General features: G+C 65.9%; 16 protein-coding genes and 4 pseudogenes. 8 read left to right on the top strand and 12 right to left on the bottom strand.

From position 1 onward, the window contains the following. Positions 1-27: 27 nt before the first annotated feature. The 5 genes and pseudogenes from BLR33_RS35865 to BLR33_RS37275 all read left to right on the top strand — a co-directional run. Positions 28-1,910, top strand: a pseudogene (locus tag BLR33_RS35865) (lantibiotic dehydratase family protein); the annotation flags it as partial. A gap of 234 nt (positions 1,911-2,144) precedes the next feature. Continuing rightward, a complete protein-coding gene (locus BLR33_RS35860) occupies positions 2,145-2,960 on the top strand; it encodes a thiopeptide-type bacteriocin biosynthesis protein (RefSeq protein ID WP_245771213.1) in 816 nt (271 codons plus the stop codon). Next, positions 2,957-4,105 (top strand): lanthionine synthetase C family protein, encoded by a 1,149-nt coding sequence (locus BLR33_RS05575; protein ID WP_093783111.1) that lies wholly within the window; start codon positions 2,957-2,959, stop codon positions 4,103-4,105. Before BLR33_RS35860 ends, BLR33_RS05575 begins: the two co-directional genes overlap by 4 nt. After that, entirely contained in the window at positions 4,087-5,073 is a 987-nt protein-coding gene (locus BLR33_RS05570) for a thiopeptide-type bacteriocin biosynthesis protein (protein ID WP_245771173.1), read from the top strand. The genes BLR33_RS05575 and BLR33_RS05570 overlap by 19 nt, the downstream gene beginning before the upstream one ends. Positions 5,074-5,195: 122 nt before the next feature. Beyond that, positions 5,196-5,369, top strand: a pseudogene (locus BLR33_RS37275) (ISL3 family transposase); the annotation flags it as partial. 19 nt (positions 5,370-5,388) lie between these two features. Here BLR33_RS37275 and BLR33_RS05565 read toward each other — a convergent pair. Then, a complete protein-coding gene (locus BLR33_RS05565; RefSeq protein ID WP_176930136.1) occupies positions 5,389-6,078 on the bottom strand; it encodes an SUKH-4 family immunity protein in 690 nt (229 codons plus the stop codon). A gap of 363 nt (positions 6,079-6,441) precedes the next feature. On the opposite strand from BLR33_RS05565, the gene BLR33_RS05560 reads away from it, so the two are divergent. From BLR33_RS05560 to BLR33_RS05550, 3 genes are all read left to right on the top strand, one after another. Next, the gene (locus BLR33_RS05560; protein ID WP_143031633.1) at positions 6,442-6,972 is read left to right on the top strand and encodes a suppressor of fused domain protein; all 531 of its coding nucleotides are present in this window, start codon (positions 6,442-6,444) and stop codon (positions 6,970-6,972) included. A gap of 402 nt (positions 6,973-7,374) precedes the next feature. Then, complete coding sequence (locus tag BLR33_RS05555; protein WP_093783108.1) at positions 7,375-7,842, top strand: NUDIX domain-containing protein; 468 nt, start codon at positions 7,375-7,377, stop codon at positions 7,840-7,842. A gap of 27 nt (positions 7,843-7,869) precedes the next feature. Beyond that, complete coding sequence (locus BLR33_RS05550) at positions 7,870-8,430, top strand: guanylate kinase (protein ID WP_093783107.1); 561 nt, start codon at positions 7,870-7,872, stop codon at positions 8,428-8,430. Positions 8,431-8,451: 21 nt separating this feature from the next. On the opposite strand, the gene BLR33_RS05545 is transcribed toward BLR33_RS05550, so the two are convergent. The 11 genes and pseudogenes from BLR33_RS05545 to BLR33_RS05505 form a co-directional block, all read right to left on the bottom strand. Further along, the gene (locus tag BLR33_RS05545) at positions 8,452-9,045 is read right to left on the bottom strand and encodes a DUF1932 domain-containing protein (RefSeq protein WP_322987136.1); all 594 of its coding nucleotides are present in this window, start codon (positions 9,043-9,045) and stop codon (positions 8,452-8,454) included. A 33-nt stretch (positions 9,046-9,078) separates the two neighbouring features. Continuing rightward, positions 9,079-9,300 (bottom strand): annotated as a pseudogene (locus BLR33_RS36895) (NAD(P)-binding domain-containing protein); the annotation flags it as partial. After that, the gene (locus tag BLR33_RS05540; protein ID WP_245771172.1) at positions 9,297-9,737 is read right to left on the bottom strand and encodes an HAD family hydrolase; all 441 of its coding nucleotides are present in this window, start codon (positions 9,735-9,737) and stop codon (positions 9,297-9,299) included. The pseudogene BLR33_RS36895 and the gene BLR33_RS05540, both read right to left, overlap by 4 nt. A gap of 306 nt (positions 9,738-10,043) precedes the next feature. Beyond that, entirely contained in the window at positions 10,044-10,283 is a 240-nt protein-coding gene (locus tag BLR33_RS37085; protein WP_245771212.1) for a His/Gly/Thr/Pro-type tRNA ligase C-terminal domain-containing protein, read from the bottom strand. 273 nt (positions 10,284-10,556) lie between these two features. Then, positions 10,557-10,813, bottom strand: a pseudogene (locus BLR33_RS35850) (transposase domain-containing protein); the annotation flags it as partial. Positions 10,814-10,953: 140 nt separating this feature from the next. Then, a complete protein-coding gene (locus tag BLR33_RS05525; RefSeq protein ID WP_093783105.1) occupies positions 10,954-12,957 on the bottom strand; it encodes a DNA sulfur modification protein DndB in 2,004 nt (667 codons plus the stop codon). A 2-nt stretch (positions 12,958-12,959) separates the two neighbouring features. Continuing rightward, a complete protein-coding gene (locus tag BLR33_RS34665; protein WP_143031632.1) occupies positions 12,960-13,229 on the bottom strand; it encodes a hypothetical protein in 270 nt (89 codons plus the stop codon). Between the two features lie 1,004 nt (positions 13,230-14,233). After that, positions 14,234-15,526 carry a DGQHR domain-containing protein gene (locus BLR33_RS05520; RefSeq protein ID WP_093783104.1) on the bottom strand — a complete coding sequence of 431 codons (1,293 nt, stop codon included), beginning with the start codon at positions 15,524-15,526 and terminating at the stop codon, positions 14,234-14,236. 596 nt (positions 15,527-16,122) lie between these two features. Beyond that, positions 16,123-16,959, bottom strand: a complete 837-nt coding sequence (locus tag BLR33_RS05515; RefSeq protein WP_093783103.1) for a phosphoadenosine phosphosulfate reductase family protein — start codon at positions 16,957-16,959, stop codon at positions 16,123-16,125. A 2-nt stretch (positions 16,960-16,961) separates the two neighbouring features. After that, positions 16,962-20,522: a hypothetical protein gene (locus BLR33_RS05510; RefSeq protein WP_093783102.1), complete on the bottom strand. Its 3,561-nt coding sequence runs from the start codon at positions 20,520-20,522 to the stop codon at positions 16,962-16,964. Then, positions 20,519-21,619: a DUF4007 family protein gene (locus BLR33_RS05505; RefSeq protein ID WP_093783101.1), complete on the bottom strand. Its 1,101-nt coding sequence runs from the start codon at positions 21,617-21,619 to the stop codon at positions 20,519-20,521. The genes BLR33_RS05510 and BLR33_RS05505 overlap by 4 nt, the downstream gene beginning before the upstream one ends. Positions 21,620-21,629: the final 10 nt, after the last annotated feature.

Raw genomic sequence — 21,629 nt, 5'->3', positions numbered from 1 at the left:
AACAGACGGAAGACGGAAGGAGGCACGATGTACCACGCGCTTGATGTCGGAATGATCAGAGCGTCCGTCGTACCGGTCGCGGCCACAATGCCTTCCTGGCCCACGGACTCCGCCGACCCGGCCCAACTCCGCACGTGGGTAGGGGAGATATGGGCGAACCCCTCCTGGGCTGAGGCCATCGCCCACGCGGCGCCCACGCTCGCGCAGGCCGTCCACAAGGTCCTCGACGGCACCGCGCAGCCGTCGCGCATCGAGAGCTGCGCACGCTCGCTCGCCCGGTACCTGCTGCGGATGCAGTACCGCACCGGGCGTTCGCGGGCGTCGACGCCGACTGGCTCGGCGAGATCGTCACGACGCTGGAGCGCGACCGGGCCGTTCTGCGGAGCCTGACGGTCGTCGCGGACCCGACGTGGACCGCGCGTGGCGCTCGTATCGTTGTCCCCTACCAGCCGGGCGCGGATGGCCCGACGAGTACCAGCCTGCGTCGCACGCGGGCCGGCGAGAAGGCGCTCACGCTGGCCCGCGCCCCCATCCCGGTCCGTGACCTCGTGGACAAGGTCGGAGCGGACTACCCCGACACGCCCCTCCCTGCCGTCGAGACGCTGATCGCCGAACTGGTCGCCCACCGCGTCCTCCTGACCAGCCTCCAGCCACCGATGACGACCGGGAATGCACTGGGTTACCTGATCTCCCGGCTCGAACTGGCCGGTGCCGAGCCGCCGGTGTCCGCATCGCTACGGGAGATCCACCGCATCCTTCGGCGTCACGACGGCGCGCAGCCCGACGACCAGTCCGACCTCCGCGCACGTGCCGCTGGAGCGATGACCGTTCTCGCGCCGATCACGGACCGCCCGTTGATGGTGACCACCCGTCCCGACGCCGAGATCATCCTGCCCCAGTCCGTCGTGCACGAGGCCGAGCAGGCCCTGAAGATCATGGCGCGCATCACGCCGTACCCGAACGGCTCGCCGGCCTGGAACGACTACCGGGTGCGCTTCCTCGAGCGCTACAGCGTGGGCACCATCGTGCCCCTGCGGGACCTCACCGACCCCGACACCGGGCTCGGCGTCCCCGCGGGCTACCGCGGCACCGTGCTGCCGAGACCCGTCCTCGGCACGACGCCGCGTGACGAATACCTCCTCGCACTCGCCCAGGACGCCGCCCTCACCGGCCGACGCGAGGTCACCCTCACCGAAGAGGACGTCAAGGCCCTGTCCATCGGCGAGCCGACCCAGGTCCCAGCACACGTCGAGCTGTGCTTCAGCGTCCTCGCAAGGTCTGCACATGACCTGGATGAAGGACGGTTCAGCCTGTCGACGGTGGGCCTGAGCCTGGCCGCCGGCACGACGACCGGCCGGTTCCTGTCGATGCTGCCGGCCAGCGATCTCGATCGGCACGCGGCTGCGTACAGGGCCCTGCCGACGCTGACCGCGGGAGCAGTGCGCGCTCAGGTCTCCGCACCCCCGATGAAGCAGCAGACGTTCAACGTAGGCCGCGCCCCCGTAGTCGCACCCGAGGTGCTGTCCGTCGGCGAGTACAACCCCGCGGCCACCCTCGACCTGGACGATCTCGGTGTCGTCGCCGACGCTTCCCGCCTCTACCTGGTCTCCCTCTCGACGGGCCGGATCGTCGAACCGTCGGTGATGAACGCCGTCGAACTGAGCCACGCCACCCATCCCCTCGTACGCTTCCTGTGCGAGGTGCACCGCTCGCACGCCGCGATCCTCGTCCCGTTCGCCTGGGGCTCCGCCGCACGCCTCCCATTCCTGCCCGAGGTCCGGTACGGCCGTGCCGTCCTGTCCGCCGCCTGCTGGCGACTGCGTACACAGGACCTGGCCCGATCCGAGGACTGGATGATCGGCTTAACGAACTGGCGCATCCAGTACGGCGTTCCCCGCACGGTCTACGTCGGCTCCGACGACCAACGCCTGCGGCTCGACCTTGACGTGGCCGCCCACCGAGACCTCTTACGGCACGAACTGGACCGCCACGGCACTGCGGTCCTGCACGAGGCCCCGAACGAAAGCGCCTTCGGGTGGATCGGCCACGCCCACGAAGTCGTGCTGCCGTTCGCGGCGGACCAGCAACCCACACGAGCCCCTGCCTTGCGCAAGGCGGTCGTGGCAAGGCGGAGCCACGGGCGCATGCCGGGCGGTTCGGATCGGGCGTACCTCAAGCTCTACGGCAACGCGGCGCGCGTACCGGAGCTGTTGACCGCGCACCTGCCGCGCCTGCTCGCGGACTGGGACGCCGCCCCCGAGGCATGGTTCGTCCGATACACCGATCCCGAACCGCACGTCCGCTTGCGACTTCGCCTGGCGGGCACTGACGCCTTCGGCCTTGCAGCGCAGAGGGTGGCGGCGTGGGCATCCGAACTCCGCGACGAAGGACTGATCCAGCACATCGCCTGGGACACCGACCGCCCGGAGACCGGCCGCTACGGCACCGGCGCGGCGCTGGACGCCGCGGAGGCGTACTTCGCCACGGACTCTGCCGCAGCGCTCGCGCAGATGCGCCTCGACCCCGTCGACCAACCGGGGGCAGCCGCAGCGTCGTTCGTGGACATCGCCTGCGGGTTGCTCGGCTCACGCCGGGCCGGCCTCGACTGGCTCGTCCGCACCTTCCCACGCGGCGAAGGCCAAGCCCCTCCGCAGCACGCCCAAGCGCTGGCCACGCACCTCGCGGGACCCGACACCCCAAGCGCCCTGGCCGGCCTCGTTGGCTCCACGGTGGCATCCGGTGTGGGCGAAGCGTGGGACCTGCGGCGCGACGCCCTCGGCCGCTACCGCCAGGCGCTGGAGGACGCCGGGTCCGATCCGGCGAGCGTGCTGCCGTCGCTGCTGCACATGCACCACAACCGCGTCGCGGGCGTCGACCCCACTGCCGAGGCCACATGCCGCCGCACCGCCCGCGCGGCAGCCCTCTCCTGGACCGTCCGCACCGAAGGAGCCCTGCGGTGACCGGCGCCCAACCGGCAGCCGACACTTCGTTGTCGTACGGGCAATCCCTGGCCCACGGCCCCCTCGGGACCGCCCTGCTGCATATCGAGCAAGCCCGCCGCGGCGTGAGCACCTGGGAGGAGGTGCACCGCAGCCTGTCCGGCGTCGGCCCCTTGATCGACGGTCCCGACGCCGGCCTCTACCTCGGCGCACCCGCCATGGCCTTCGTCCTCCACCTCGCAGCCGACGGCACGGACCGCTACGCCGGCGCCCTCCACACCCTCGACACGGTCGTGGCCGCCCACACCCGCCGGCGCCTCGCCGCCGCCCACGAACGCACCAACGCAGGCCGCGTCACCACGTTCGCCGAGTACGACCTGCTCCGCGGCCTCACCGGAGTCGGCGCCCTGCTCCTGCGCCGACACCCACGCGGCCCGGAGACGAAACGCGTCCTCGAGTACCTCGTCCGCCTGACCGAACCGATCTTTGCCAACGGCGAGCGGCGCCCCGGCTGGTGGGTCGGCCACGCACCCACCCACCAGACCGCCATGCCCGGCGGTCACGCCAACGCCGGCATGGCCCACGGCATCACCGGCCCGCTCGCACTGCTCTCCCTCGCCCTGCGCGCGGGAGTCACCGTCGACGGCCACGAGGCCGCAATCCGCCGGATCTGCTCCTGGCTGGACGGGATACGGCGAGTCGACCGCTCCGGCGTCCGCTGGCCCCGCTGGACCAGCGGACGAGGCTCCGCGCCGACGCCCCCGGCCGGGCCCTCCTGGTGCTACGGAACTCCGGGCATCGCCCGCGCCCAGCAGCTCGCCGCCATCGTCACCGAAGACGCCGACCGCAAGCGGATGGCCGAACGCGCGCTGCTCGCCTGCCTGGCCGACCCCGATCAGCTGGATCAGGTGGCTGACCGGGGCTTGTGCCATGGTCTCGCAGGCATCGTGCGCACCGCGCAACGCATGGCCGAGGACGCAGCGAATCCACAGGCGTTCGCCGGCCGCATCAGCGCCCTCGTCGAACGGGCCTCCGCCGCGGCCCCCTTCGCCGAAACGGGCTTCCTCGAAGGAGAAGCAGGAGCCACCCTCGCCTTTTTGGACGCCGAATCCGGCAGCGACGCCGTACCCCGAGGGCAGTGGGACACGTGCCTGCTCCTGACCTGACGGCAAGCTCCGCGTGCCGGACGGACAAAGTCGAGGCCGCGGTCCTGGCGGTCCTCGCCGGAACCGCTCAGTTGGAAGAAGCGGCCCGCGGCGCCGGCGTCCCCACCGCCGACCTCGCCGAAGACCTCGACCGCTACCGAGCGGCCGGACGGGCCGCGCTGGAGGCCCGCCCCTCTGGATGGCACCAGGTGAACATCCGGTTCGCGGACCATTCGACCGCAGCGCTCACCTTCCGGGACCGCCTTCTCCCGGCCCTCCAGACGGGGCCCATCGGCAAGTGGTGGTTCGTACGCAAGCACCCGCACTGGCGGCTCCGCGTACGCCCTGACACCGCCGACACGACCACAGCCGACATCGCAGCCCACCTCGCCGACGCCCTCAACAGCGCAGTTTCCGTCGGTGTCATCGCGCGCTGGGGAGCCAGCACCTACGAACCCGAGACCATCGCCTTCGGCGGTCCCACTGGGATGACGCTCGCGCACGACCTCTTCCACGCCGACAGCGCCGGCGTCCTCGACTACCTCCACCGCACCGCCGACGGCCGCCACGAGGTACCCGACGCCAAGACCACGTCGCTGCTGGCCATGACCCTGCTGATGCGCGCCGCCCGCCTGGAGTTCGGCGAACAAGGCGATGTCTGGGGCCAGGTCGAGCACCACCGCCCGCTCCCCGCCGACATCCCCACCAGCCGCATCACACCCATGGTCGAACCCCTGCGCCGCCTCCTCCTCACGGACGCCGAGCCCCTCCTGGCCGGCGGCCCACTCACCCCCGTGCGCCCCTGGATCGACAACCTCACACGAAGCGGCCAAGCCCTCGCCGACGCCACAGCCCAGAACCGCCTCACCCTCGGCCCGCGCAGAATCCTGGCCCGCCACGTCCTCTTCCACTGGAACCGCATGGCCTTCACCACCCGCCAGCAGGCCATCTGGTCCCGCGCCGCCCGCGAGGCGATCCTCGGCCGATAGGCCCACCACCAGCCCGCATGAAAACGCCCCCCGCACCGGCCTCCGCCCCACCCGCCCGACAGTCCGTGTCGTAGCCGAGCTGCGCCCCAACGGCCTGCTGGTCGGTCACCCTCTCCTGAGGCTCATTCGCTGGCTTCCTTCGGCGTGACCTCGACGCCGTCACCGCGGGACTCACCCTTGAATGGAGCTCCGGCAGGGTCGAAAGCGACATGAATCGGGTCAAGACACTCAAACGGGCAATGTATGGCCGAGCACCCTTCCGGCTCCTCCGGACGCGGATCCTCATCCGAACGTGACCTCCATGCACCCGCCAGGTCAGATGGAGTTGTCGCGGATCAGCTCGATCCAGACCGGCTCAGGACCATCCGCTACGACTGAGGAGTCAAGGCGTCGCACGGCGTCCACGACGAACTCGACGCACGCGTAGAGACCGTCGTAGTGCCCAGCAACTGCTTCCTCCGGAGCTGTCGGAGCAGCCTCATCCGCCTTACGGATGACCCCGAGCGCTCCATGCCAGCGCCAGGCGGTCTCGACGTACTGTGCCACCGACGAGCTGAAGAAGGAGACCGCCGGCTTGTGCAGCCCCGGGTGGTAGGGCCGGAGAACTTCGGGGATCTCCTCAGCGGTGACGGGCGCAGGAAGAAGGCAAAGGACACGTCCCTCGCCGGGGACCACCGCGACCACAAAGCTGTCCGGGCTCGGCCCCCAGAATCCCAGGTCATATAGCCGCTGGCCTTCGTTGGCCAAGCGGCGCTCGTACGGCCCCGCCAGGTTGGGCACCAAGACGGGATCTTCGCTCGACTGCGGCCTGGGCGTGAACAGCTGCAGGCGCGGCAGGCCCAGATCAGCCAGGGCTCGCCGGTCGCCTTCGGGGATGTCCCAGTCCACAGCGTTCGGTATGAGCACCTGGTCCCCCGCGGTGATCAACCGCACCAACGGCTGCGACAGCACGAGTTGCAGTTCATCCTGGACCGCCGCCCAATCGGGACCATGCTCGCTGTTCACGGAAGCAGCATCTCCCGGCCTGGCAACCCAGCTCAAGATCAATCACGAAATCGCGGTCAGACCCTCGAAAACGGCCGGGGACGCTGCTCGCCTCAGTTCGTTCGGCGTTCAGCGGTGTGGGGATTCGTGGGAGCGACCAGCGTCAGGGTGAGGGCCCGGCGACCGAAGGTGGCCGGGCCCTGGTGATCGGTGAGGGGCGGCAGTGGAGGCAGCGCGCATTGGTCGACCTGGCTCGCTCAGGTCTCGTCGCCATCGTTGGTGTCCAGGGGATCATTGGTCGTCACCGGGCCTGACTCGCTCGGGGACAGACGGGAGAGCCTGGTGCCGGAGCTTATAGACCACTTGGAGAGAAGACTGGGCAGGATGATCGGTGCCTGGTCCCCGCCCGCGGACGCCGTGCAGGGCAGTCCTCAGGTGGCGTGCTTCCGCGAGGGCCGGCTCGCAGGCTGCCAGTCGTTCGCGACGGTCGGCCTCTCCCGAACTCCGTTGCGGCATCCGGCTTCGGATCGACACTTCCACTTGGAGCTGCTGGCCTGCGAGAACACCAGCCGCGCTACTGGCTATGGACACTTCCCCGACGTGCTGGAATTCGTCACTGGGCAGTTGCTGGCCAGCGGCCAGGCGGTCCTGCGCGGCGATGTGGTGGCGCTTCCCGCTCCGTTGCCCGGTGGAACCATGTCGTCGCTTTATGCAGGGCGTCCCGTCTACTTCGACGACGACTTCTTCTCGGTCACCATCGAGAACGGCAGCGATGTCGTCATCGTCTGGCTCATCCCCATCACGGAGCAGGAGACCGTCTTCGTCCGCGAGAAGGGATGGCGAGCATTCGAAGACGCACTCGCCCTCCAGGACCCTGACCTTCTCGACCCAGCTCGTCCCCAGCTCGACCTGTGAGCCGGGGACCGGCAGAAGGTCTGCTCAGGGATTGCGCCACAGCGGAATAACGTCGGTGCGGTGGTGGGGCATGGTCGGCCTCGCGGCCTCCGGGGTGGCCAGCAGCGCGACGATCGTGGTCGGCTGCTGGCAGTGCGGACAGTTCCGGGTCGCAGTCGGCTCCAGCGGGTCCCGGGAGGGTGCCTGCTGCCGCCTGCTTGCGCGGCGGTGGCGGAGGTGGAGGCAACTCGATCCGGGCCGGCAGCCCTCGCGACGGCTCACCGACTGGCTGCACGGCCACCGCACCTTCCCCCGTCCACCGGACATGCCCCGGACTGCTGACGGCCAGCAAGCAAACGGCGGGCCACGCACGCCCCATCGAGCGCAATCGGCCGCTCCGCCCCAGCCACTACAGTCGTCCGCATGAGCGAGCCCCAGGAACCGGTGGCCCGGCCCCGCACCGCGGCAGGCGTGCTGCTCTTCGACGAGGCTGGCCGCGTGCTCCTCGTTCACCCCACCTACAAGCCGGGCTGGGAAATCCCCGGCGGCTACCTCCACCCCGGAGAGACGCCGAGGGAAGGTGCTGCCCGCGAACTGAAGGAAGAGCTGAACCTCGCCACTCCCATCGGACGCCTCCTCGTCGCCGACTGGGCGCCCCACCCCGCCGAGGGCGACAAGCTCCTCTTCGTCTTCGACGGCGGCATCCTCGGGAAGAACGGCCAGGCAGCGATCCGCCCGGACGGCGTGGAGATCGACGCCTACGCCTTCCACGCTCAGGACGAACTCGACACGGTGCTGATCCCTCGCCTCGCCCGCCGCATCCACGCCGCGTTCGCCGCGCGGGCAAACGACGAGACGCAGTACCTCGAACACGGGACGGCCGGTACGTAACGGCTGTCGCCGCCGCAGACTGTTCCCATGAGGTCGGGCATCCTGCTCTACGGGCCGCCGGCGGCGGGCAAGGACACAGTCACTGCGGCTCTGGCCGCGCTCGACGCGCGGTACGTCCCCTTCCGGCGGCTCAAGGTCGGCAGCGGTAAGTCGACGGGTTACCGCATGGGCACGGCCGCGCAGTTGGCCGACCTGGAGGCAAGCGGCGACGTCATCTACCGCAATGAGCGGTACGGCAACGTCTACGTCGTCGACCGGCCCGGCCTCGACCGGGCCTTCGAGGGCGGGGCGGTGCCGGTCGTTCATCTCGGCCAGGTGACGGGGGTAGAGCAGGTCGCCGCCCTCTCCGGGGTGAGCTGGGTGCGCGTACTGCTGTGGTGCTCCCGGGCTTCCACGTCCGAGCGGTCACAGCGTCGGGGCGACACGGACACGGCGGCCCGCCTGGCTGCGTGGGACGCCACCCGGGAGGACCTCGCCTCATACCCGCGGGAAGGGTGGGAGGTTCAGGTGGACACGGACGTCACCATGCCAGGGAGGGCGGCCCGGCAGGTCGACGCGTTCGTGCGCCGCGCCACGCCGCAGCCTTGATCGCAGCGAGGCCGAATCGGCTCACCTGGGATCGTCCGGCTCCTCGTGCAGTGCTTCCAGAGCCTCGGCGATGGTGAGCTGCCGGTCCTTGCTGGCGTCCCACCGGGCGAGCGTCGCGGCAGCCGCGTGCATGAGGGAGTCCGGCAGCCCCGCGTCCGCGAGCAGGCCGGCGGTGTCCTCGATCTCCGGACCCCAACGCCAGGCCCGGGCGGCGGTCTTCGGAATGTAGTCGGTCTCGACGAGGTAGCTGCGGGTGCGCTTGGCCGCGATCGCCAGCAGCTCGTCCCCGACGCCGTACGCGTCGGCCGCCCCGTGCGCCACGGCGGCCAGCACGCGGGAGACCTTCTGGTAACTGGTGTAGGCGAGCTTCAGAGCGGAGGCCGCACCGAGGCTGTCGCCGAGGACGTGGGTCCGGATATCCGTACCCGCGAAGAGCCGCACGATCCGGTCGGTCCGGTCGTGGGCGCCGGCGAGATAGAGAGTCGGAGTCTTGCCTCCAACCGGTGGCGACCCGACGACCGCGGCGTCGACCAACGGAGTGGGCGCGAGCAGATCGGCGGCACGCTGCACGCGTGAGGGCGTCACCGCGTTGGCTTCGACATAGATCGCCTCCACGCTCGTGGGTCGAACTGCCGCGACTGCAGCTGCAACCTCCTCAGCGGCAGCCGGAGGGCACAGGGAGAGCAGCACCTCGGAGCGAGCAACGACTTCCGCCCGTGCGACGGGCCGGAGACCTGCGGCCTCCGCCCGGAGACGGGTCGCGTCGCTGCGACCGTCAGGGCACCACAGGACCGTGTGACCGCGAGCACGCAGCTGCGCGCCGAATGCGGACCCCATGATGCCCGGATGCAGCAGCCCGACCGTCGTCACGAGGCGGTGCTCACGTGATCTGCCTCCATCTGAAGCAGGTGGTCTATGGCGCCGCTGACGTCGGCAACCGTGTGGTCGGGGGCGGGAACCCGTGGATCCCAGGGACGGCCGTTGTCGAGCCAGATCGTACGCAGCCCTGCCGCGTGGCCACCCCCCACGTCGTTGACGGGATTGTCCCCCACCATCCAGCCGCCGTCCTCCAGCGCGCCGCCACACCGCGCCGCGGCCAAAGCGAAGTGGCGAACGTCCGGCTTCCGCGCGTCGGCCTCCTCGGAGACGAAGGCACCGTCGACGTGATCCGCGATCCCGGTGGCCCCCAGCTTGGCCCACTGGATGTCCACAGCGCCGTTGGTCGCCACCCCCACCCGCCAACCGGCCGCGCGCAACTCGTCCAATCCGTCGAGGACCTCATCCGTGCACGACAGCAGGGCCGCCATGTCGCAGCAGTACGCATGCCACAACTCGGCGGTTGAGACGGACAGGAGGTAGCGGGCGCGAATCACCTCGAAGGTGGAAGGATGGGCTCGCTCGCGATGCTCAGGAGGTATCCCTGTCACCAAGCGCGTATCGACGTCTGAACTGGGTGACCCAGTCGGCAAGCGCTCCTTGCCTATCCACGAGGGCGTTGTCGAGATCGAAGAGAACCATTGGTCTCCGCATGCCCTGCATTATCGCGTGCTCGACGTGAGGCCTGGTTCCTCGCCGAGTCGTCCCACCGGCTGAGCCGCCAGCGGGCAGGCATCTCACGCAACGGCGGTCAGCAGCTTGTGGACGTGTTCCAACGCCTCGGCCACTGGCACGGACTGGGTCTCGCGGGTGGCCTGGGTGGTGACCTCGACCGTTCCGCCGGCCAGGCCGCGGGCGCCGACCGTGATTCGGTAGGGGATGCCGATCAGCTCGACGTCGCACAACTTCACGCCCGGCCGCTCGTCACGGTCGTCCAGGAGCACGTCGACCCGCTCGCTCCGGAGTTGCCGGTACATGGTCACGCCGGCCTCGGACACCGCCTCGTCGCTCGTACCGAGGACGACAACGGAGACCACGAACGGGGCGACAGCGACGGGCCAGATGATGCCCTTGTCGTAGTGGTGCGTCTCCACGTTGGAGGCCAAGGCCCACTCCACACCGATCCCGTAGCTGCCCAAGATCGGGACAACGCGCTCGCCCTCGGGGCCGAGCATGCAGCCCTTGAGGCGGTCGAACAGCAAGCTCAACGGTTCGGGGCCGACGCGGCGTCGGGCCTGCCGCAACGCGGCAGCCGAGGGGTAGGCGCTGGTCGTCCGCAGGCCGGCGACCAGCGAAGACCACACTCCGCGAGATCCTCCCAGGGGAAGAGCTCCATTGCCAGCACGAAGTACACCATCACCCGCGACGGCAGCTTGCGAACCCGCCTCTCGACCCGGCCCGTCGCGCACAGCACCTCATCGACCAGATCCGGCGGAACGAGCTGGGTCAGTTCGCCAAGGTGCCCGGCCGCGAAAACACTTCGACCGGCCTCGACACATGCGGGCATGCCACACTGGACGGAAAAGGGGCTCCCGTGAGTACGGCGTCTTGGTCGACTTCCGTCCTGCGCGGAGCCCCAACCCCCTACATCAAATTCCCCGAACCGCTTGACAACCTGGCCGCCCCCCTAAGTTCCCGGCACTGGCTTCAAATACGCTCTGCGCAAGCATCCGAAATGAGGGCCAGCCTGCGAGCACCCAACACGAGAACTGCCAGCAATACCTCGTCGTCGGTGACCGTTGCACTGGCCGCGCGCAGATCATTCTTGATGTACGCTTTGGCCGCATTGCGAAATTCCATACAGGCTTCCCTAACTACCCCAGCAAGTACACCCGAAGCGCGACCGCGGGAAATTTGCGCAAACTGATCACGCAGCCACTGGTAGGCAGCAAACTGCAGTCTCTGGCCTGCGGCTACAGCCATCGCCCTATCATCGCGAAGAAAAGAATTTTCGGGATCCGATACCATATTCCACGCCGCCGCCTCATCTTTGGTAAAGCTCTCGATGATGGAATCCGTCAGTCTCGAGGCATCCGCTTGGAGCACTTCGATCGGACACATCGTGGCAAGTGATACGAAACCCTTGATTCCCTTCTCGCCGACCTTCGTGTAGTTGACGCTCCTATCGCCTTTGACCCCGACCCCAAGCCAAAAGTTGGCATTCGCCAAAAAGGGAACGATGCGGGTGTTTACTCGATCAATCCAGGAATCTAGGACGGCGAACCGAGTCGACGGCAGATTCCAGCGTTCCGTGAACTCGGATCGTGCAGTATCGAACTTCACGGCAGAAAGAAGAAGTCCTCGCTGAAAAACGACGGCGAAGGCGTTATTGCCCGATTTAACCTCGTCCGAAATCTGGCGGGCCAGGTCGCTCGGGTCGTCGCCTGTGCGGGTTACATAGGACTGCTTTCCGGCTTTATCTGAGCCTAGCCACAGTTCACGCTCCCCTCCAACGAAGCCTTCCAGTTCGTACCGCTCCCTAAGCTGGCGATAAGGAGTGATCTCCAAGAGCGGACGAACGATAGCCTGGCCGACCCCTCGGGAAAAAGCTTCAGCGGCGGCAGAAACTTCTTCGACAGAGAAAATAAATGGCAGGGCGTCTTCCTCTGCTTTTTTGACGCGTTCCCTTATTGCTAGTTCGGACCATCGGGAGTCGGCGCCGGGGGTGATCATTGCGGTTGTGTCCGTAATGAAATCTAGCAGCTTTTCGTAGTCTGTCTCATCGCACCGACTTGGGTAGACATGCCGAATTGTATCGTGCAGTCCCAAAATGCTCGTCAGGTAGTATCCGCGGTCAAATTTCGCCTGGTCGGAATGCCAGTCAACCAGTGCCAATGGGATCCGATAAGTCGGCTGCTGCCGATCGACGTCAGAGTTCCTAAGTTGCGTCATGAGGCGGCGCATACTAACCGAAACCAAGTCTTGGTCATCCAGGAGATAAGTGCGTGTCTTGGAGACGGCCACAGCGTGCTTGTTGAGCGCGACGAAGATGCTACGGCAAGCCTGTAGGACGCTCTCGTGATCCCGAGCAGGGACGAACCCAGCTTTAGGGTCTAGAACCAAGAGCAGGACCGGGATCTTTGTGGTCTCCGGCCTGAGCAGATTATGACGCTCCGAGTCGAGGATCTTCTTGAAGGCTAGGAAGCGGTGCTGGCCATCCAGGATTACTGCCCGAGTTCGCTTGGTACTCCATCGAATGAAACCAATATCACTCTCAGGTAGATAGTCGATCTGAACAGGTCCAATTGACTTTCTCGTCAAACCAGAATTGGGAGCTTCGGACGGCGCATCCGGATCATCAACATAGCCGTCGGTGATAGAACCTCGCTGATCTGGATCAACCGGCAGAAGAACCACCGTGAAGGAGTTAAAGAATTTTAGAGATCCCGGCTGGAGCAGGTATGTCGCAATCGGCCCGGTGGCACGGTCTTCATCGACGGCTCGCTGAAATAGCTCCTCGAAGTTGACTGGCTCACGATCGTCGAAAGCCAACTCTCGTGCCAGACGCAGAAACTGATCTGCTTCTCGGATCGTCATCGAGATCGAGAAGTATGGAACGCGCTCGTCACCGATCGCATATTCGCCAGTTACAAAAGCATATTGGTCTGTGTAGGCTGCCCGGCGCCGGCCCATGGCTGACGAGATACTCATGGCTAGTCCATCTTCATGTTGAGGAGAGGGTGAGCAACTCTGATGGTTAGTGATTCAGCAAGGCGCACCAGCTGGTCGACCTGCTTCAGTTCGGCTGATGCTTCTGGCTCCAACTGCACGTCATCGTTAAGATCATCTCCGGCATCGACGTCCCAATCATAAACGTCAACTTCTTCGACTTGCTGGTTCTCGTCGTTAAGAATCTCACGAGGCGAGGGAGAATATGGAACGCCCCTGCGTCGATTCCGAATGCGCTCCTCTTCGGCCGCCACAAGATCGGCAATGTTATCGGGAGACTGGACCGGGAGTAGTAGAACCGTGCACTCACTAACCGTCAAACCAAGGCGCTCCAGTTCTCCACTCAGATGCGAACCGGGCTTAACGTGGTTCCTAATTCGGGTTGCCAGATTTACCGCCTTCCCGATATAGAGAGGGCGCTGAAACATGGTCGCACATAGGAAGGCCCACTCTAGATGAAGATTTCTTGCGGTTATCATTTCAGCCATCCGCCGAGATGAGGCAGGAGTCAGTTGAGGAGGGCGATCCTGGATCGCAATGTGTCGATAATTTCCAACCATTCCGGATTCCAGCGGCTCGCCACGAGGCGAACTAACCCTCTTCTGGAGTTCCGTGAAAACTTCGTCAGGATCGCGATTCACAGCGCTGGCGCCTATGTCCCGCAGGTCGGCCGTCCAGATATAAATCCCGGGAACTCGCGGGATGGCGTATGATCGTTCTCGACCCAGTGTGATATATTCGCGCACACTCAGGAGCTCGATCTTAAACGAGTGGAACAAGCGAATTCCCCTTGGAATGTTTATATTTTGCTCTGAGTCACAGCGATGCAACCAGCGGGCTCAGCCAGGGATCTGACACCATCCGTGGCCTCTTTCCAGAGTGCAGCCCACGGAGTTGTCGTCACCGCGTCCGGAGATCTGCCTTCGACAGCAAATGCCTTCTATAAGCTCGTGCAGCCCACTGTGAAAAATTCGGCCCACAGCATCAACCAGGTAATCGCAACGTTCGATTCCAACTGTCTCTACGTGTAACTGCACAACCTGGCGTCGGCATTCGCCACCTTTTATGAGTCCTGCGCCGTCCCCAAGGTCCCTAACCGTGAGGTCGTGGAGACCCACCCACTGCTCTGCCTGCTCACCGCGCAGAGCTTCCGCAGGGCATGGACCTTCTCGGTATCGGGACGCCTGAGCGACTGTGATCAGGAGATGCCTCCTGCGGATGGGACGGCCCCGTTCGTGCGACCTCATAGGGTCCAGACTCAGTCGGCGTCGACAGGGAGGAGCGCGAATAGATCCTCAGGCGTGATGGGGTATTTTGCCTTCATCACGTCGGAGTAGGCGCGCAACGCCCTGCTGATCTGGGCCTTGGAACGTGGCGCCAGGTGCACCTGCAGAAGGTCATACAGGAGCTGCGTATTGCCGCTGGCCATCTTCCCCTTAGCTTTCGTCCCTTCAGGAGTCTCAATCCACATCGAGGAAAACGGGGCTGCGGTCATCTTCCACTCGAGTGCGGAGAGTCGCTTCATGATTTCCAGCCACTCCAGGGTTCCCGACTCAAGGATGTGTCGTACGACCTTAGCGACCTGGTTCTGAACGGCCGGGCGCATGAACGGGTGGCCAGCTCCATCGCGGCCCTTGGGCGCCCGAAGATCCTTTCCCGACAAAGCGGCAAGGTAGCGCTCGCGGAGGTTCCCGCACGCATCGAGGAGCTCGTGAAGTCGGACGGTCAGGAGTTCGAAGCTCTGGTCGAGGAGTTCATCAGTCGCTCGCTGCTTAGCCACGCCAGCAGTGCAGGGCAGGTCGTAGCCGATCTCCTTGACGATGTCGTAGAGAACGGCGATAGTGCTCCACGCAGGGCTGGCCTGGTTGATGGAACGTTGGGCAAGGACGAGTTCGCCATCCTGACCGACTTTACTGAAGACGAGAACGACCCTGTCGCGTTTGAGGAAGTCGTCTTCGTCCAACAGGCGGCGAGTGAGGATGGCGAAGCTGTCGTCCTCGTCAAGGGCGATGTTCTCCTGCAGGTTTGTACTCTTGGCGTTCCGGTTGATGTTGGTGAACAATCGCCGGGTCCGACGACGACCGTCTGCGGTGTCGAAGTGCGGCACCACGATGACGTTGATGTCTTCGTTGCCCAACTCCGGATTCTGCTTGATCGCATCCTTGATGGCTTTGAGCCTGTGCTGACCGTCGAGCGCGAAGAACTGCTGCGTACCGTCGAACGTTAGGACGCCGAAGTTGCGGTCCAGTCCTTGAAGAACGGCCTGGTTCTCCGCGTCCATAGTTACAGGCAGATAGTTCGGATCGCCGCCCCAGACCGCGATGATGAGCGCGCCGAGGAACCTGTTCTCATTGGTGAGCAAGTACTCCGTGATCTCCTGCGTGCGGGTACCGACGCCACGCTGGATCATCGTGCCGAGATCACGATTGCCGCCGAGCTCGTGCGCGAAGTTGATCTCGCGCGCCACCTGGGCGTAGCTCATCAGGCAGGAGTAATAAGTCCAATTGCCCACCTTAGCCTCGAAGGCGGGAACGAACGTCTTGGACGGCATCAAGTACCTCGTTGTCGGGGAGGGAGTGCGAGGGCTAAGCGCGGAGTGCCCGCTTGGGGACGGTGCTGAACCGCCCTCGAAGAGTGGCGCCGCCCGGCATACTGACCGGCGGGTTGTGCGGGTGCAGAGAGGGCCCTTCAGGTTCTTGATCGCAGACCGTCCTCGACGGTCGCAACCAGCGCTCCATAAGGCCCAGAGTGCGTCGCCTAACTGACCAGCGCCGCTCACTTGACGGATATAGAGGCAGGTTCGTCGGGTACCGAATTGACGATGTTCTGGATCGCAGAGAGCTGTTCCCATGGCGATGGGAGGGAGTCAGCTGAGATCGTCTCACAGGACCTGATGTGCCGGTACGTCCATCATCTGCGTGACGCCGAACTGGATCTCGAAAACCGCCCTGGCGTCCGGCTGATGGCGGATGACCGCACGCAGCGATGTCTGACGTCGCCATATCCCCTGTGCTCCGTTTGGTGACCGTAATGTGATGAGCTGACACATCCTTACATGCAGCGCCGACAGCCGGGCGGCCGAACGAAAAAGAGTCCACTTGGTGATGATTTGTCACCATCAAGTGGACCCTTGACCATGGTTCTTCGCTAGAGGTGGCAGACGGAGCAGCCGGCCTCGTCATCGTCGGCGTCGAGGGCATCCGAGAGGACCTCGAGCAGGGGTCGGTTGGGCTTGATCCGTTTCGCAGCTCGGGCGAGGTTGGCCTCGTGCTTGGCCTGGATCTCCTCGCGGCGCTCTATGAGCTCGTGCAGGGACTCGCCCTGGGACCACGTGTAGTCACGGCCCTGCATGGCGGTGCCCTGGTGGCGGACCTTCTCCTCGTAGGCAACGGCCTTGTCGAAGAGTTCTGGGTGGCGGTCCTTGAGGCCGAGCCACTCGTGCTTGCGCTGGAAGAAGCAGAAGTAGCAGCCAGACCGGGTGCGCCACTCGTAGTAGTCCGGCAGGCCGGTGCCAGCCTCGTCGAGGATACGGTTGACGCCTTCACGGTCGATACCGTCCTCACGGAAGGGGAAGACCGCCGTGATGTTGGGTTTGGTGCTGACGTAGCCGAGGCGGTTCTCGTCGGCGCGGATGGCGACGTAGGAGATCACCTCGTCGTCGCCGACCCACTCCTCCAGAGGCTTGATCTTGAGGTTCTTGGTGCACCAGCGCATTTGAGGGCTAGGCAGGGTGCCCTGGTAAACCTCTAGCCAGTGGTCGAAGTCGCGGTCGGTGTTCAGGCGCACAATGGGCTTGCCGACGGCGGCTTCGAGCTTGTTGAGGTACTCATACGTCTCGGGCAGCTCGGCGCCGGTGTCGCAGAAGAAATACTCCATCTCTGGCACGCGGTCGCGCATATAGATGGCGAGGGCGGAGGAGTCCTTACCGCCCGACAAGCCCAGGACGTGCCGGACTTTTTTGTCGGAGGCTGTGGTGTCGGTCATAGTCACTCCGTCCTCTCAAGTTCGCTGGTCGCGGGGTCAGTGACGCGCTGGGCCAGGGCGGCGAGCAGGATTCGAGCACCGTCCGGGCCGAGCGCCTTCTTAGCTTGCTCCAGGACACTGACAGCGAGGGTCTCAGCTTCCCGCTGGGCCTGCTTGGGCAGGTAGATCAGGGTGCGCTGTTCCGCCCCATCCTTGTCTGTCAGGGTGAGCAGCCGTGCTTCGACCTCTTCCTGGGATGTATCTGCTGGCTCGTTGCTCTTGTACAGGTGGCTGACGCGGTCGAGGGCGCTGGCCATTTCCCGTACCTTCCGTGGGAAGACGGTGACGTCATTGTCGGACCAGTCACCGAGGGCCGCGTGGGACAACCGGACGATCATCGGGTCCAGCCAGTCCTCGTCGGGCAGCGCCTCATTGAGAGCTATGGCGACGAAGCCGCGCAGCTCTAGGTTGAGCGCGACACCGGCGAAGCCCTTCAGCCTGGATGCAAGGGCGCGGCGCAGCTCGGGCAACGCGGTGGGCAGGCGGAACTCCTTGGCGATCGTTTCGATCACCTGAGTTCGAAGGGCGCGGTCGGCACCGGAGATTTCGTCGACGGCGGCGGTCAGGCGCTCGACGTAGCCCTTGTTCCCGGTCGTGCTCTTGCGCTGCTCCGGGGTGATCGGGTCCAGGCCGAGAGCCCTTGGCAGGGCCTGGAAGAGCAGCTCATCCGGGTCCTGCGCGGCGAAGAGGGCGGAGCGGACAGCGATGGCGTCCTTGCTGATACGCCTAGTGCGCCGCGCGTATGGGGTGAGCACCATGACCCGCTCCATCAGCGCTCGTGTAACGGCAAGCAGAGCTGGGTTGCGCAGCGCCTGAGAGCGCGGCGGCTCCACCTTCAGGGCTTGGGACAGGTTCTTTACCACGCTGTGGCGCAGCCCGTCTCCGACCGGCGTGGCCTTCACGGAGAAACGGCCGGGTGCCTTCACCATGCGCTCGACCACGTCAGGCGTCAGGCGGGGCAGGTAGGAGCCATCCTCGAACAGGGCGACGTCCTGGCTTCGCACGATCAGCGCGGTGACCACGAGCAGCGGCACCACGCCCGCCTTTACTCCGTACGGCGGCATCATGAGAACCCGGACGATCTGCTCTAGGCTCGTGCGCTCGTTCGCTTGCGACAGTGCGTCCTCCAGGGCCTCCCACACCGGACGGGTGTGTTCCTGGGCCGGGCCTGGTCGGGAGAAGCCGTAGGGCAGCAGTGATGTCGACGTGTCGTCGCGCGCGCCACCGTTCTCCCGGTGCAGGCCCATGTACGCGAGCGCGCCGCTGTACATGGCGCGCTCGGCCGGGTATAGCTGGATCCCCAGGTACTGCTCACCGGACTTGAGCAGCATGGCAGTCAGCAGTTCGCGGCGAGCCTTGGCGCCCTGACTGGTCAACTCGTGCCGGCCGAGCATTTCATTGCGGATGTGCGGTGTTGCCGGGAACACCCGGTCGCAGGCGATGGACGCGAGGCCGCTGAGGCTGCGCCCTTCGATCACCTCGCCGACTTCGGAGTCGGCGGCGATCCCCGAGCGCCACAGCCGCCATGTCGCCCGCGAGGTGGGCGGGAAGAACGCAGCGCCCAGCAGCTGAAGCAGCTCGCGTTTCGCCATGGATGTTCGCTCGCTGATCTCCCGCCGTGCAACTGCATCGAGGGTCTTGTCCAGCTGCAATTCCTCCAGCGCAACAAGGTTGAACGCGGCTCGCAGGACGAGGCCCGGTTCCTCGGTGACGCCGAGGACTACTGGCAGAGTGGACTCCACGACGGGCCGGTCATCGACGGTGCCAAGGTGGAAGACAAGAAGGCCGTCAGCGTGGTCGGCGAGCTCATCGGGCCCGGTGATGGCCTTGGTCTGTGCACTGGTGACCTGGACGAACAGGGCGCGGAGCATGCCGGTGATCTGGCTGTGTCTGCCGGCCGCGACCGCGAGCGGAAGGTAGTCGCCGAGCCGTTGGATGACGGTGGGCTCGTCGAGGTGGCCGTGGGCCTCGCGCAAACGCGCGTCGATGTCCACGTCGGTGCCGCGCCACAACCGGTACTCACCATTGAAGCGCCGGTGGACGAGGAAGCCGCGCTCGACGAGATCCTGTAGCTGCTCTTCGAGGGCGGAGAACTCCTTTGCTACAGCAGCCTCGGTGGGCTCATGCAAAGCGAAGTAGATCATCGCGGCGGTAGCCCGCAAGGCACCGTCCTCATCGATCAGGTTCAGCATGCCGATGGTGCGCAGCAGGTCTTGGTCCACGGTGGACAGGCCGTTGGCCTGGGTGATGCGAGATTCGATCTCGATCCAGCGGCTTGCGTTGCTTGAGGCAAGCAGTGACGTCCGGCCGGAATCAAGGAAGAAGTCGTACAGCTGGGGCAGCTTGACGGTGCTGGCGCGGCGCGGTTTGGCCTTTGAGAACGAGTCGAGCGAGCGGCGGACCGTGTGGGGTTCGTCGTTGTTGAGGAACCCGGACAGGCTGCGGTCGTGCTGGCCGATCTGAGAGGCGAGGAACGGCGCCGCGATCGCAGTCAGAGGATGCAGTGGATACAGGTCCTTGAAGTCCTGCGCTGCGAGGACCACGACATCGTTCAGGCCGTGCTCGCGCCACGCCTCCTCCGCCGCCTGCGCGTAGGCGGAGATCAGCTTCTGACCCGTCTCGGCCACGCCCGACTGGTCGAGACGCCGCCGCATCAGCTGCACGGAGTCGCCGAGATGGGGGATGAACGTGACGCTTTCGAAGCGACCTTGAATCTTCGCCCACTCGCGGGTCTGCAGCTCGCTGGACTGCGCGGCGTAGTCGGTGAACGAGAGGTGCTGCAGCGTCACCATGAACAGCGGCAGACCCTTGGGACCCGCGCTCCTCTCAGCCAGTTCCTGCAGGAGAAACAGGTCCTCCTTGGCAGTGGCGAACTGGCTATTCCCGGCGAGGTGCTCAAGAGTTTTGCCGAACTCGTCAACGATCAGAAGCAGCGGCTGCTGCGCGCACAGGGCGGCGACCGCCGCGATGATGTCCTGCGGCTGCGCGGTCGATGGGTCCAGGCAACGCGCGAGCGCCGTCGATACGGACTTTGGGGTGCGGCTAGGCCAGCGACGCTGGGCTGCGGTGTGCAGGGCCCGAGAAAGCGTGGCGACGAGCGGTTCACGGCGTGCAGTCGTCACGGCACCCAGGAAGCCAACCGGTGCGAGCTCCTCACACGCTGCGAAGAACCGCTGGGTGAGGCCGCTGCTGGTGCCCGCCAGCACCTCCTGCGCCTCAGCGCGGCGGACCTTGTCGTGCCCAAGGAGCGCGTCGATCAGGTTGGCGAGCGTCGACTTGCCGGAGCCGTAGGGGCCGGTGAACGACCAGGATCGGGTGCGGCGCAGGTCCCCGAGTGCGCTGCCCAGACGGTCGAGTACGTCGAGGGCGCGGGCGCCGACATACGGCGAGTGGAGCTCGTCGAGGACGTCGCGTTCTAGGTTGGTGGAGCGCATGCGGGAACCTACGAGTTCCACGCCGATGGGAAACTCGAGGCCACCGGTGGTCTTGCGGACAGTCTTGGGCCGCTGGGTCGCGGTGGTCACTCGTCATCTCCGTTCAGGGTGAGCTGCTGCTCGGTAGCGCCCTGGCGCAGCTCTCGTGCTTCGGCCGCGGCGAGCTTCGGGTAGGCGCGAGCCCACTCGTCGCGGGTAGGGAAGCCCGGCCGTTTGCGGACGTTGTCGTACTGAGCGTCAAGGACGTCCCAGGCGAGTTCGAAGGGATCGGATGCGAAGACAAGACTGCGCTGGCCCACGGCTTCGACGACCTGCAGGCCCGGGGTGGTCGCAGCCACTCGCTCCAGAGCCGCGGCGAGCTCAGGCTCCCGAATGCGGAAGGCACGCCCTGGGGCGCCGTTCTCGTTCGCGAGCCGGGCCAAGGAGATGGAGCTGGCTTCGGGAGCGGTGCTCGCCGCGTAGTCGAGGCACGCGTAGGCGACGATCCGGTCGGGCAGCGTGATGCGCGTGCCAGTGGTGAACTCCCACTCCTGCCTGCCGGATGTCGGCCGGTCCACCGCCTCCATCAGGCCGAGCTCACGGAACGGGCAGGCCATCAGGTCCTCGAACGCGCCAGGCGCGCCACCCTTCGCGCGCTTGGCGGGAACGTACATCTTGGTGATGCAGTCCACGTCCTTGGCGACAGACGCCTCGACCGGGGCCTCGTCGTAGGACAAGTTCACGTGACGCACGATCAGCTGCGTCAGGTCCGCGGACGTGAAGCGGGCGAACGGGGCGAGCTGGAAGGCGACGTACCAGGAGGGCGCCCAGCTCTTGGCGCCGGGCCGCGAGCACAGCAACCACCAGTGCAGCAGCCACAGGCTGCCGTGCTCCTCCAAGTATGGGTCAGCGCCGTCCTCGTCGAGCAGCCAGCGCGCCTCCCAGGTGGGGAAGGACAGCATCGCCCGGGAGTTGGCGTCGTCACCGTAGAACTCGCGGGTCAGCTTGAATGCCTTCGACCAGTACCGCATAGAGTTGGCCATGTTCTTGCCCACGCCGAGAAGCACCGGGGCATCATCGGCAAGGAACGTCTCGGGGTTCTTCTTCACCTGCATGTACGCCTTGTGGAGCCACCCGAAGCGCGGTGCGAAGGTCTCGTGGCGCGCAAAGGAGAAGTTGGCGGCGTTCGCGAGCCGGCTATCTGACATGCGAGGTGTT

The sequence above is a fragment of the Actinacidiphila guanduensis genome (assembly GCF_900103985.1).
Taxonomy (GTDB): domain Bacteria; phylum Actinomycetota; class Actinomycetes; order Streptomycetales; family Streptomycetaceae; genus Actinacidiphila; species Actinacidiphila guanduensis.
The sequence above is the reverse complement of the archived record's forward strand: the minus strand, read 5'-3'. Positions and strand labels throughout refer to the sequence as shown.